The sequence below is a fragment of the Nitrogeniibacter aestuarii genome (assembly GCF_017309585.1).
GTDB classification, from domain to species: Bacteria; Pseudomonadota; Gammaproteobacteria; order Burkholderiales; family Rhodocyclaceae; genus Nitrogeniibacter; species Nitrogeniibacter aestuarii.
Genome location: NZ_CP071321.1, coordinates 3061093 through 3073945 on the forward strand (window position 1 = coordinate 3061093; position 12853 = coordinate 3073945).

The 12853-nt window shown below is 65.0% G+C and carries 14 protein-coding genes; 12 read left to right on the plus strand and 2 right to left on the minus strand.

Going from position 1 to position 12853, the window contains the following annotated elements:
• Positions 1-6: 6 nt before the first annotated feature.
• Complete coding sequence (locus J0W34_RS14240; RefSeq protein ID WP_230969224.1) at positions 7-690, minus strand: heavy metal response regulator transcription factor; 684 nt, start codon at positions 688-690, stop codon at positions 7-9.
• Positions 691-856: 166 nt separating this feature from the next.
• Here J0W34_RS14240 and J0W34_RS14245 point away from each other — a divergent pair, with 166 nt between their 5' ends.
• The 5 genes from J0W34_RS14245 to J0W34_RS14265 all read left to right on the plus strand — a co-directional run bounded on the left by J0W34_RS14245 (position 857) and on the right by J0W34_RS14265 (position 5751).
• Positions 857-2644 carry a copper resistance system multicopper oxidase gene (locus J0W34_RS14245; protein ID WP_456238051.1) on the plus strand — a complete coding sequence of 596 codons (1788 nt, stop codon included), beginning with the start codon at positions 857-859 and terminating at the stop codon, positions 2642-2644.
• 29 nt (positions 2645-2673) lie between these two features.
• Positions 2674-3732 (plus strand): copper resistance protein B, encoded by a 1059-nt coding sequence (locus J0W34_RS14250; RefSeq protein ID WP_230969225.1) that lies wholly within the window; start codon positions 2674-2676, stop codon positions 3730-3732.
• A 27-nt stretch (positions 3733-3759) separates the two neighbouring features.
• Positions 3760-4140 (plus strand): c-type cytochrome, encoded by a 381-nt coding sequence (locus J0W34_RS14255; protein ID WP_230969226.1) that lies wholly within the window; start codon positions 3760-3762, stop codon positions 4138-4140.
• Between the two features lie 39 nt (positions 4141-4179).
• On the plus strand, positions 4180-4836 hold the full coding sequence (locus tag J0W34_RS14260) for a c-type cytochrome (protein ID WP_230969227.1): 657 nt from the start codon (positions 4180-4182) through the stop codon (positions 4834-4836).
• 303 nt (positions 4837-5139) lie between these two features.
• Positions 5140-5751, plus strand: coding sequence for a Spy/CpxP family protein refolding chaperone (locus J0W34_RS14265; RefSeq protein ID WP_230969228.1), 612 nt, complete (start codon positions 5140-5142; stop codon positions 5749-5751).
• Between the two features lie 239 nt (positions 5752-5990).
• Here J0W34_RS14265 and J0W34_RS14270 read toward each other — a convergent pair whose 3' ends face one another.
• Complete coding sequence (locus J0W34_RS14270) at positions 5991-6404, minus strand: hypothetical protein (protein ID WP_227817146.1); 414 nt, start codon at positions 6402-6404, stop codon at positions 5991-5993.
• A gap of 237 nt (positions 6405-6641) precedes the next feature.
• On the opposite strand from J0W34_RS14270, the gene J0W34_RS14275 reads away from it, so the two are divergent.
• From J0W34_RS14275 to J0W34_RS14305, 7 genes are all read left to right on the plus strand, one after another.
• Positions 6642-8351, plus strand: a complete 1710-nt coding sequence (locus tag J0W34_RS14275) for an AAA family ATPase (RefSeq protein WP_230969229.1) — start codon at positions 6642-6644, stop codon at positions 8349-8351.
• Entirely contained in the window at positions 8348-8974 is a 627-nt protein-coding gene (locus tag J0W34_RS14280; RefSeq protein ID WP_230969230.1) for a glutathione S-transferase family protein, read from the plus strand. The genes J0W34_RS14275 and J0W34_RS14280 overlap by 4 nt, the downstream gene beginning before the upstream one ends.
• A gap of 251 nt (positions 8975-9225) precedes the next feature.
• Entirely contained in the window at positions 9226-9915 is a 690-nt protein-coding gene (locus tag J0W34_RS14285) for a FadR/GntR family transcriptional regulator (protein ID WP_230969231.1), read from the plus strand.
• Between the two features lie 40 nt (positions 9916-9955).
• Positions 9956-10744: a transporter substrate-binding domain-containing protein gene (locus J0W34_RS14290; RefSeq protein WP_230969232.1), complete on the plus strand. Its 789-nt coding sequence runs from the start codon at positions 9956-9958 to the stop codon at positions 10742-10744.
• Positions 10745-10811: 67 nt separating this feature from the next.
• Entirely contained in the window at positions 10812-11480 is a 669-nt protein-coding gene (locus J0W34_RS14295; RefSeq protein WP_227817151.1) for an amino acid ABC transporter permease, read from the plus strand.
• A complete protein-coding gene (locus J0W34_RS14300) occupies positions 11480-12133 on the plus strand; it encodes an amino acid ABC transporter permease (RefSeq protein WP_227817152.1) in 654 nt (217 codons plus the stop codon). The genes J0W34_RS14295 and J0W34_RS14300 overlap by 1 nt, the downstream gene beginning before the upstream one ends.
• Positions 12120-12851 (plus strand): amino acid ABC transporter ATP-binding protein, encoded by a 732-nt coding sequence (locus tag J0W34_RS14305; RefSeq protein WP_230969233.1) that lies wholly within the window; start codon positions 12120-12122, stop codon positions 12849-12851. Before J0W34_RS14300 ends, J0W34_RS14305 begins: the two co-directional genes overlap by 14 nt.
• Positions 12852-12853 lie beyond the last annotated feature (2 nt).

The following is a 12853-nucleotide window of genomic DNA, read 5'->3' on the forward strand; positions in this document are numbered from 1 at the left end:
AGGGTTTCAATCGGCCTCCGGCGCTTCGAGCACGTAACCCATGCCGCGAACGGTGCGGATCAGGCGCGGATCGAAGGGGTCGTCCACCTTGCTGCGCAAGCGGCGCACCGCCACCTCGATCACGTTGGTGTCGCTGTCGAAATTCATGTCCCACACCTGCGAGGCAATCAGCGAGCGCGGCAGCACCTCGCCCTGGCGACGCATGAGCAGTTCGAGCAGGGAAAACTCCTTGGCCGTGAGGTCGATCCGGTGGCCCGCGCGTACCGCCCGGCGCCGCAGCAGATCGAGCTCCAGATCGGCGACGGCCAGCGTGGTCGGTTCGGAGCCGCTGCGCCCCCGGCGCAGCACGGTGCGCACGCGGGCGAGCAACTCGGCAAAGGCAAAAGGCTTGACCAGATAGTCGTCCGCCCCCAGCTCCAGCCCCTTGACCCGGTCTTCCACCTCGTCGCGGGCGGTCAGAAATAGTGCCGGCGTGTCCTTGCCGGCACGGCGCACGGATTCGAGCAGCGCCCAGCCGTCGATGCCCGGCAGCATCACGTCGAGAATCATCAGGTCGTGATCGCCCGTGAGCGCCAGATGCAGCCCGTCGGTGCCGGTGCGCGCCAGTTCGCTCACGAAGCCGGCCTCGCTCAGGCCCTGGCGCAGGTAGTCGCCGGTCTTGGGTTCGTCCTCGACGATCAGGATCTTCATGCCTCGCAGTGTGCCAGTCCCCGCGCCCGGCCGCAGCAAGATGACAGAAATGTAATGTTCGCGTCAGCTTGGTGACGCCCGCAGGGGATGACACTGGCCTCATTGAATGCAACGGCACGTTTGCGGCCGCCCCCCAACAACACCCCTTTTCCCCGAGGAGATCAGCGTGTCATCGAAATCCTTGCTGACGCTTCCCCAGCCCCACATGACCCGACGGCGTTTCGTCCAGGGTCTCGCCGCGGGCGGCGTGGTCGCGAGCATGCCCGGCCTGGCTCGCGCCGCGCTGGAGAACCGCGCCCACACGGGCACCGCACCGGTACTGACCGGCACCGAGATTCAACTGGTGGTCGAAGAGACCCTGGTCAATTACACCGGCAAGCCGCGCATGGCGACTACCATCAACGGTTCGATCCCGGCGCCCACACTGCGCCTGCGCGAGGGCGACACGGTGACCCTGCGCGTCACCAATCGCCTCAAGGAATCAACCTCCATTCACTGGCACGGCATCATCCTGCCCTTCCAGATGGACGGCGTGCCGGGGATCAGCTTCAGGGGCATCCCGCCGGGCGAGACCTTCACCTATCGCTTCAAGCTGCAGCAAAGCGGCACTTACTGGTATCACTCCCACTCGGGCATGCAGGAGCTGACCGGCATGTACGGCGCACTGATCGTAGAACCGAAGGATGGCGAGCGAATCCGCGCCGACCGGGAACACGTGGTGCTGCTCTCCGACTGGACCGACGAGGAGCCGGGGCGGGTCTTTGCCAAGCTCAAGGCCCAGGGCGACTACTACAACTTCCATCAGCCCACGGTGATGGACTTCTTCAATGACGCGGCCCACCAGGGGCTGCGCCGGGCCATGGCCAAGCGCGAGATGTGGAACGACATGCGCATGAGCCCCACCGATCTGGCGGACCTGTCGGCCGAAACCCTCACCTACCTCATGAACGGCAGTGCGCCGGCGGCCAACTGGACCGGGCTGTTCAAGCCCGGCGAACGGGTCCGGCTGCGCTTCATCAACGGCGCGGGCAACACCTTCTACGATGTGCGCATTCCGGGCCTGAAGATGACCGTGGTGCAGTCCGACGGCCTGCCGGTCGAGCCGGTGACGGTCGATGAATTCCGCTTCGGTCCGGGTGAGACCTACGACGTGATCGTCGAGCCCAAGGACATGCCCTACACCCTGTTTGCCCAGGCCATGGACCGCTCCGGCTACGCCCGCGGCACCCTCGCCCCGCGCGAAGGCCTGACGGCCCCCGTGCCGGCCATCGACCCGGTGCAGCCACTGACCATGGGCGACATGATGGGGGACATGAGCCGCATGGATCACAGCGCCATGGGCCACGGCGATATGGCGCCTGCGGCGATGGATCACAGCCAGATGGACCACAGCGCCCACGGCATGGCCATGGGCGGCCTCGCCAAACCCGGCCAGCAGGTGCGCCACGCCCGCACCGAATACGGTGCCTCGGTGGACATGCGGGTCGACACCCCGCGGACGAACCTGGACGATCCGGGCGTGGGTCTGCGCGGCAATGGCCGCAAGGTGCTCACCCTCGACCAGCTCTCCACCGTGGGCGGCCCGATGGACGATCGTGGCCCGGGCCGCGAGATCGAGCTGCACCTGACCGGCAACATGGAACGCTACACCTGGTCCTTCGACGGGCTGGCCTTCGGCGGCAGCACGCCGGTGACCTTCAAGCACGGCGAACGCCTGCGGGTGATCCTGCACAACGACACCATGATGACCCACCCCATGCACATGCACGGCATGTGGAGCGAGCTGGAGTCGCCCGATGGCCGCTTCCTTGTCCGGCGTCACACCATTCCGGTGCAACCGGCACAGCGCATCAGCTTTCTGGTGACGGCTGATGCCCCGGGCCGTTGGGCCTGGCACTGCCACCTGATGTTCCACATGCACGCCGGCATGTTCCGCGAGGTGCTGGTGGCATGAAGATGACGCACACACAAGGATCGATCCGAATGAAGCGCACCCTGATCGCCGCCGCGCTGCTCTCGCTGAGTACATCGGCCGCCATCGGCCAGGCCATGGACCACAGCCAGATGGACCATAGCCAGATGGATCACGGCAGCATGCCTCATGCCGCAGGTGCCGAGGGCATGAACACAAATGACAGCGCCATGGACCACGGCACGATGGACCACGGCACGATGGACCACGGCACGATGGACCACGGCACGATGGACCACGGCACGATGGACCACGGCACGATGGACCAGCAGACAATGGACGGCATGGACCATGGCGGCATGGAAGGCATGGATCACGGTCAGATGCAGGGCGGCAGTCCCCCGGCCGATGCGCGCGATCCGCACGCCTATTCCGGTGGCTACACCCTGACCAGCGGCCCTCACCTGTTCGACGGCGCCCACCCGCCGCACACGGCCGACATGGACAGCTTCGCGAGCTTGCTCGTCGATCGCCTCGAACGGGTCGACGCCGAAGACTCGGCCTTCACGGCCTGGGACGCCCAGGCCCGCATCGGCCGTGATTTCAACAAGCTGGTGATCAAGTCCGAAGGCGAATATACCGAAGGCGCCCTTGAACACGCCCGCACGGAGTTCCTGTGGAGCCATGCGGTCGAGCACTTCTGGGACCTGCAGTTGGGCTGGCGCCACGATTCGGGCGAAGCGCCGGACGAAGACTGGCTCGCCATCGGGTTGCAGGGGCTCGCCCCCTACTGGTTCGAGGTGGACGCCGCCGCGTATATCGGCAAGGGCGGCCAGACCGCACTGCGTCTGGAGGGCGAGTACGAACTGCTCATCACGCAACGACTCGTTCTGCAGCCGCGCGTCGAATTCAACGCCTATGGCAAGCGGGACGAAACGCAGGGGGTGGCCTCGGGCCCGGCCGACCTGAGCGCCGGCGTGCGCCTGCGCTACGAGTTCTCGCGTCAATTCGCACCCTACGTTGGCGTTGAATGGAAGCGACTGCTGGGCGGCACGGCGGACCTGGCCCGGGACGAAGGCGGCGACACCATGGACACCCGCCTGGTGGCGGGCGTGCGCTTCTGGTTCTGACCGACCGATGCTCAAGGGAGACTGAAAATGAAACGCGTTCTGACCCTGGCCGGCCTGCTCGCCGCCTTGTGTGGCGGCACGGTGTTCGCGGCCGGCATGGAAATTCCCGAACCGGACCGTGGCCTCATGGCCAGCCCGGCGAAGGGCAGGCCACTGTTCGAGCGCACTTGCGCCAGCTGCCACGGGCAGGACCTGGCCGGCACCAAAAAGGGCCCGCCCCTGGTGCACAAGATCTATGAACCCTCACATCACTCGGATGCCTCGTTCCAGCTGGCGGCCCGCTATGGCACGCGCGCGCACCACTGGGGTTTCGGCGACATGCCGCCGGTTGAAGGGGTCGACGCCAATGACGTGGCACACATCATTGCCTATGTTCGTGCGCAGCAACGTCGCGCGGGCATCCGCTGACGCACGCGGCCAGGCGCGGAACACACGGAGGCCCACCCCATGAAATCCTTCATCTCCGGCATCGTCTTCGCCGCGCTGGTCGCGATCGGCGGCGGGGCCGTCATGCTGTTCGGCGGCTTCGTCAATGTGGCGGCAGATGAACCGCATCACCCCCTCGTATTCAGCCTGCTGGACACCGCACGGGAGCGCGCCATCGCCCATCACGCCGACGGCATCACGGTGCCGGCGGATCTGGATGACAGCGAACGCGTGCGCAAAGGTGCCGGCAACTACGCCGCCATGTGCGCCGACTGTCACCTGAGCCCGGGCGTCGGCGAATCCGAGATCCGCCTCGGGCTCTACCCCACGCCGCCCAACCTGGCCCGCGCCGGTGAGGACGGCGCCGCGCCGCTCGCCCCGGCCGAGGCCTTCTGGGTGATCAAGCACGGCATCAAGGCCAGCGGCATGCCCGCCTGGGGGCGTGGCGGCATGACCGATGACGACATCTGGAACCTGGTCGCCCTGCTCAAGGCCTTGCCGGTCATGGGCGTGGCGGAATACCGCGCCTGGGTGAACAGCAGCGATGGACACGCCCATGGCGGCCAGCCGGCTGACGAACATGAACACGGGCACGACAGGGCTGTCGATATGCCCGCCCAGGATCACGAGGGCCCGGCTGCCCACACGCACGATGAAGGGACGCCCCATGCCCACTGACCTGCCATCCACGCCCGATGCCGATGCACCCGCCACCCCGTGGTGGCGCCGCACATGGCGTGCATTTCGCGCCTGGATGAAAGCCAACGAACAAGCCCATCGAGACGCGCCGACCTCACCCTGTTGTTCGGCGCCACCCCCGGGCGCCGGTCGTCGCGATCGCTAGAGTCACGACACACGTTTTGCCATAACGCAAAGAAAACGGCACCCAGCCGTCGCACACTGAACCACAGAGAGATCGTTGAACGAACAAACATGGTTGGCGAGATGCCTCTCATCCCGCCGGAGCGTAAGGAGAAAGCCATGAAACAGAGCACGACTCGCAAATGGATGCCCTGGGTGGCCGTAGCGGCCCTCGGCCTGGCTGCAACAGGCGTCATCGCCAATCCACCGGGACCCAAGCCAGGATCAGCGGGCTACGACTGCCCCTACGAGCAAGGCCAGGGCGGCCCGGGCATGATGGGCGGTGGTTACGGCCCCGGCATGATGGGCGGCGGTCAAGGTCCCGGCATGATGGGTGGTGGTTATGGTCCCGGCATGATGGGTGGTGGCTATGGGCCCGGCATGATGGGCGGGCAAGGTCCCGGCATGATGATGGGCGGTGGTTACGGCCCGGGCATGATGGGGGGCTATGGTCCTGACTTCACGCCCGAGCAGCGCAAGGAAGCGAACGCCATCATGGACCAGACCCGCAAGAGCCATTGGTCGATGATGGGCGCGATGATGGACGAACAGGCCAAGCTGCGTGACCTCTACGCGGCCGAAAAACCCGACCGCGACGCCATCGGCGCGATCTACAAACGCATCGGTGAAATTCGCCAGTCCATGTACGAGAGCATGATCGACGCCCGTCAGAAGATGGACGCCCTGCTCACCGACGAGCAACGCAAACAGATGTATCGCGGCGGTCGCTGACCGTCTGATCGCTCACTGCCCGCTCACGAAACGCCCCGGCACGACCGGTAATGCCGTTCAGTTAAGGCACGGTTCCTCCCCCTTCAAGGGGGAGGTCAGGAGGGGGATGGGGTTTGAGCAACCCTGTTTCACCCCATCCCCACCCCAACCCTCCCCTTGAAGGGGAGGGAGCGACCCGTCCATGAGGCCCGGATTCGCTTAACTGAACGGTATTGCGGCACGGCCGGGCGTTTTTGTGTCTAATCCAGCAGCAAGCCAAGCAACAGACACACGCCAATCACCAGACACAGGCCGGAGCTGACCCACCAGAACAGATCGCTGTTGTCGGGAAAGGCCGGTTTGAGCAACGGAAACGCCACTGCGCGCAGCAGATAGATGGCGGTCGCGGCCATCAGGACCCACTTCTGCCATGGCAGCGGGCCGATCAGGCGCGCGCCTGCCAGCGCATAGACACCCCAGGCGCACAGCACCGAACCGATCGCCGTGGCAATGAACGCGGGATACCAGTGCCCCTGCCGGGCCATGCTCACCAGGGGCTCGCCCGCCCCCAACAGTTCGAAGCCCCGCGCACCGACCACCACACACGCGTAATGCGCCAGACCTGCCAGAAAGTTGAGGATGGCGGCAATGATGAAGAAGGCGCTTGAGCTCATGCGACGGTGTCCTGGCGAGTGTCAGTGTGGGCGAAGCCGGCCATGATATCGGCATAAGCACGGAAGAACCAACTCATGCCAGGGCACGACGCCCCTGTGGCAAGTGCGACAAATCGCGCTCGCTGCCGGCCGACGAGCACACACACCGATCCACGACCCGCGTTAAAACAAGCACTTGCAGACTGGCGCATGGATTGCTTCGGGGGTGGCAATGACGCTCAACCTCGTGGAACACGCATGAAGCTGCAAATCGAAAAGGCCAGTGTGGAAGCCCTGGTCGTCCAGTTTCCGGAACTGATCAACCTGCGCGAGCAGCTGCGCCTCGGCGGCCGCGTCGAAGTGCCCTACCGGGACTTCACCGTCGAGCAACTGCGCTTCCTGCGCCAGCGCTATGAGGCGGGCGGGCCGCGCATGGCCGCTCGGGCCGCGCAGATATCCACGCTTGAAGAGGCGGTGAACGACAGCGGCACGCGCTACCGCGATGGTGATCTGGAGCGGCTGGTGCCCGACATCATGGCCTTTGTGCTGCAGGACGTGATTCGCGGCTGGCTGTTCCGCGCCAGCATGGCCGGCAAACCGGCGGCATACCTGATCACGCGGCTCGACTACACACCGCCGGGCGAAGAGGAATCAGGCCGCATCCTGATCGAGCTGCGCGCCAATGCCATGGGCAAGATCGCGGTCGAGCAGGTGATGATTCGCGGGCGTGACATCGAGGGCAAGAACCTGCGCGAGATCTTCGCCGAGAAAGGCTATCTCAAGGAGACGCGGGCACTGGTCGACACCTATGACGCCTCGGCCGGGCACTATTTCGAGTGGCGGTCCCGCTACGGCCAGCAGTTTTCCGGCCGCGGCACCGGCATCTATGCCGAAGACCCCACCGCCTCCCATCGCACCACCGACTGGTCGCGCAAGAGCCTGGTGGTGCTCTCGTCGAGCGGCGGCCAGGCGCGGCTGGTGAATGATGAGGAAATCCTCAAGGATCGCGACCTGACACTCGAGATGCCCGGCGACATCCTCGCCAAGTTCCTGCGCAAGGCGGAACGCAGCAGCCGCATCGACCTGAAGCTCGAAACCCAGCTGGAAAAGATGCGCGACAGCGTTCCCGAGGGACTGTTCACGCAACTGCCGGTGCATCCCTATGTGCTCATGTTTCATCTGGAGCTGCACCATCACCTGTGGGTGCATGTGGACGACATGCAGCCCTATGAATACGACCCTGCCCTGAAAGACAAGCTCATCCTGCCGCCCGAGCAGATCGACCTGATCGACATCCTCACCGCCGAAATGGACGTGCTCATGGACGACATCGTCGAGGGCAAGAGCGGCGGTACCACGGTGCTGTGCGCCGGCCCGGCGGGCGTCGGCAAGACGCTCACCGCCGAGGTGTATTCGGAGATCATCCAGCGCCCGCTCTACCGGGTGCATTCGGGGCAGCTGGGCCTGAACGTGGCGGAGATGGAAATCGCCCTGCGCCAGACGCTCACCCGCGCCCAGCGCTGGGGCGCGGTGATGCTCATCGACGAGGCGGATGTGTATATCAAGCGCCGGGACGACAACATCGCCGCCAACGCGGTGGTGGGCGTTTTCCTGCGGGTGCTCGAATACTTCAATGGCCTGCTTTTTCTGACCACCAACCGGATCGGCGACATCGACGAGGCGATCATCTCGCGCTGCATCGCGATGATCCGCTATCACCAACCGGGGTTCGATGATCGCAAGCGTATCTGGCGGGTCATGGCCGATCAGTTCGGCCTGGCCATCGACGACGGGCTCATCGCGCAACTGGCCGAGCAGTTCCCCGAGGCCAGCGGCCGCGACATCAAGGGCCTGACCAAACTCACGGCCAAGTTCTGCCACCACAAGCAGGTGGCGCCGGGCATGGCGGTGTTCCGCAAATGCGCCGTGTTCCGTGGCATGGACGTGATCTCGGAGTCGGCCGCATGATGACCTTCTACATGACGCCGGGCTCCTGCAGCACCGGCATTCACATCCTGCTCGAAGAACTGGAACTGGTCTTCAGCGCCGACGTGCTCAACCTGCCGGCCGGCGACGGGCAGAAGCCGGAATACCTGGCCATCAACCCCAAGGGCACCATCCCCACCCTGCTGCTGGACGACGGCACGGCCCTGACCGAGTTCACCGCCATCGCCTGGTGGCTGGCACAGCGCTATCCGAAAAGGCAGTTGCTGCCCGCCGACCCGGTCGCCCAGGCCAAGGCGCTGGAGATCGTCAGCGACGTGACCGCCAACATCCACGGCCAGGGCTACACCCGCATCTTCACCACCGACCGATACGCCCTGCGCGCATCCGACGCGGACGCCGTCGTCAATCAGGGCAAGGTGCTGGTACAGAAGGGCCTGCGGCGCATGGCGGATCATCTGGCCACCACCGAAGGCCCGTGGTGCTTCGAGCACTTCACCATTGCCGACGCAGCCCTGTTCTATGTGGAGTTCTGGGCCGACCGCATCGACCTGTCCATGCCCGAGGCCTGCCGCAAACACTTTCAGGCCATGTGCGCCCGGCCGGTGGTCAAGCGCGTGCTGATGGAAGAAGGCTACCGGGTCTGATCCTGAAACGCTCGGCGCACCGAATCGGTGGCGTCGATGCACCAGGATGCACGCCGCAGGGCCGACGACGCACCGAGGGCGTGCGCCGTGGGCGTGTTTCTGCGCGCGGCACGGGGTGGCTCAGTTCGCCTTGAGTATCCACCTATCGCTTTGAACTGATTGTCTTTTGTTCAAGCACAGCCGCGTCTTCAAACAGCTTGGCATGCTTCTGGCTTTGTTTTCGGCATCACTGGTCTGACCGGTCTGAACACATGATCAAAACCGCTTCAAGCGTGTCCAACGACGCCGCCCGCCATCTGCAGAAACAGATCCTGGAGGGGCAGTTCGCCCCCGGCAGCATGCTGCCGGGCCAACGGGAGCTGTCAGTCTCCATGGGCATCAGCCGCGCCTCGTTGCGCGAAGCCATCTCCATGCTCGAAGCCCTCGGCATGGTGCGCTCTCGCCCGGGCAAGGGCGTGATCGTGACCAGCGGTCAGCATCGGGACGCGAGTGATCTGCCCGATGGGCCGGAGTCGATTCCCGCCAAAGCCATGTTCGAGTACCGCATCACGCTCGAACCCATGGCCGCGGCCCTGGCGGCGCGTTGCATCGAGCCCGCCGGCGCGAGCGAACTGTGGTCCCTGCAGCACACGCTGGAGAGCGCCATCGCGGCGAAGGATCTGGTGCTCGCCTCCGAAACGGACCTGGCCTTTCACACCCGGGTGGCCGAACTGTGCGGTAACCCGCTGTTCCATGAAGCCATTGCCGATGCCCGAGGGCGCATCGCCCACAACCTGCGCCTGGCCTTTGCCGACCTGGAGCGCATCCAGGAAACCGCCGAAGAACACCGTGCCATCACCCTCGCCATCACGACGGGCAATGCCACCGGGGCGCACGTAGCCATGCGCCACCACCTCACCCGAACCGCCGAGCGCGCCGGCATCGCGCTCGACCTGCCCTGAACCCCTGTCACCCGACCCCCTGATCTCACGGAGAACCGCCATGAATCGTCGCCACTTCCTCTCAGCCCTCACCACGGCCGCCGCCGTGCTCACCCTTGGCCTGCCGACGGCCCACGCCGACGTACTTGCATCCGTCGGCAAGGCCGGCGTGCTCAAGGTCGCCGTGCCGCAGGACTTTCCGCCTTTCGGCTCGGTCGGTCCGGATCTCAAGCCGCGCGGCTACGACATCGATATGGCCGAGCTGATCGGCAAGGCCATGGGCGTGAAGGTGGAGCTGATCCCGGTGACCAGCACCAACCGCATTCCCTACCTCACCACCGGCAAGGCCGATCTGGTGATCTCCAGCCTGGGCAAGAACCCGGACCGCGCCAAGGTGATCGATTTCTCCGACGCCTACGCGCCCTTCTTCAACGGCGTGTTCGGCCCGAAAGACATGAGCGTGACCCAGGTCGGCGACCTGTCCAGCAAGGTGGTCGGTGTCACCCGCGGTTCGGTGGAAGACCTGGAGCTGACCAAGATTGCCCCCAAGGACGTGACCATCAAGCGCTTCGAGGACAACAACGGCACCATCTCGGCCTACCTCACCGGCCAGGTCCAGCTCGTGGCCACCGGTAACGTGGTGGCGGCCGCGGTCAATGACCTCACCGACCTGCGTGAGCTGTCCGCCAAATTCCTGATCAAGAACTCGCCCTGTTACGTGGGCGTGAACAAGGGCGAGAGCGCCCTGCTCGCCAAGGTGAATGCCATCATCGCCGCCGCCAAGGCCGACGGCAGCCTCGAAGCCATCTCACAGAAGTGGTTGCAGCAGCCCCTGCCTGAAGGTCTCTGAAACTCGCATCACGGATTCACCGGGCCGTCGGCCGCACCGCTGACGGCCCATCACAGAGAGGTCAGAGATGGCATATCAATTCGAATTCGCGCCGGTGTTTGAATACACCAACCTGTTGCTCAAGGGCGCCGGTTTCACGCTGGCGCTCACGGCCGTGGGCGCCGTGCTCGGCATCGGGCTCGGCATCATCGGAGCCATCTGCCGCGGCTGGCACATCAAGCCCTTCAACTGGATCTTCGGGGTCTATGTGGAGTTGATCCGCAACACCCCGTTCCTGGTCCAGCTGTTCTTCATCTTCTTCGGCCTGCCCGCCATCGGAGTACGCATGGGCGAGTGGGAAGCGGCCGTGCTGGCCATGGTGATCAACCTGGGCGCCTACTCCACCGAGATCATCCGCGCCGGCATCCAGGCCACGCCCAAGGGGCAGATCGAGGCCGCCAGTTCGCTGGCCATGAGCCGTGTCGAGATCTTCCGCTACGTGGTGCTGCGCCCCGCCCTGCAGAAGGTGTGGCCGGCGCTCACCAGCCAGGTGATCATCGTCATGCTCGGCTCGGCGGTGTGCTCGCAGATCGCCACCGAAGAGCTCACCTTTGCGGCCAACTTCATCCAGTCGCGCAACTTCCGCGCCTTTGAAACCTATTTCGTCACCACCGCCATCTACTTCCTGCTCGCCGTGCTGCTGCGTCAGGTGCTGATGCTGATCGGCCGGCGATATGTGACCCGGAGGGCCGTCTGATGTTCACCCAATTCACCACCTGGGACATCGTGCGCAACCTGCTCGAAGGCGGTAAATGGACGCTCGCGCTGTCGCTCATCGCCTTCGTGCTCGGCGGCGCGGCCGGCCTGCTCGTGCTCATGGCGCGCATCTCGAAAGCACGTTGGCTGCAGACCGGGGCGAAAGCCTATATCGAGGTCTTCCAGGGCACGCCGCTGCTGATGCAGCTGTTCATCGTGTTCTTCGGCCTGTCCCTGGTCGGCGTGGATGTCTCACCCTGGCTGGCCGCCGCGCTCGGGCTGACGCTCTTCACCAGCGCCTATCTGGCGGAAATCTGGCGCGGCTGTGTGGAATCGATTCCGAAAGGCCAGTGGGAAGCCTCGGCAAGTCTGGCCATGAACCCGCTTGAACAGATGCGCTACGTGATCCTGCCGCAGGCCCTGCGCATTGCCGTGGCGCCGACCGTGGGCTTCTCGGTGCAGGTGGTCAAGGGCACGGCGGTGGCTTCGATCATCGGCTTTGCCGAGCTCACCAAGACCGGCTCCATGCTCGCCAACGCCACCTTCAAACCCTTCATGGTGTTCGGCTTTGTCGCCCTGGCCTATTTCTGCCTGTGCTACCCGCTGTCGCTGTATGCCAAGTCACTCGAAAGGAAATTCCATGTCGCTCGTTAAGATCTCCACCCTGCACAAGCATTTCGGCAACAACCACGTGCTCAAGGGCATCGACCTGGACATCGAGGAAGGCGAAGTCATCGCGCTGATCGGCAAGAGCGGCTCGGGCAAGAGCACCTTGCTGCGCACCATCAACGGGCTGGAGTCCATCGACAAGGGCGAAATCCAGGTCGAGGGCGCCACGCTGCACGCCGGCGAGAAAGACCTGCGCCCGCTGCGCCTGAAGGTGGGCATGGTGTTCCAGCAGTTCAACCTGTTCCCGCACCTCACGGCAGGCGAGAACGTGATGCTGGCCCCCACGGTGGTCAAGAAGACGCCCAGGTCGGAAGCCCGCGACATCGCCGAAGCCATGCTGGAAAAAGTGGGTCTGGGCGAGAAGTTCGACGCCTATCCGGATCAGCTTTCAGGCGGCCAGCAGCAGCGCGTGGCCATCGCCCGTGCTCTGGCCATGCAACCGCGCGTGCTGCTGTGCGACGAGATCACCTCGGCGCTGGACCCGGAACTGGTCAACGAGGTGCTGGCCGTGGTCAAGCAACTGGCCTCGGAAGGCATGACCCTGGTGATGGTCACCCACGAGATGCGCTTCGCCCGCGAGGTGGGCGACAAGCTGGTGTTCATGCACCAGGGCAAGGTGCATGAAGTCGGTCACCCGAAAGACCTGTTCGCCCACCCCGGCACGCCGGAGCTGGCCAGCTTCATCGGCAACTCGACCCACTGAGG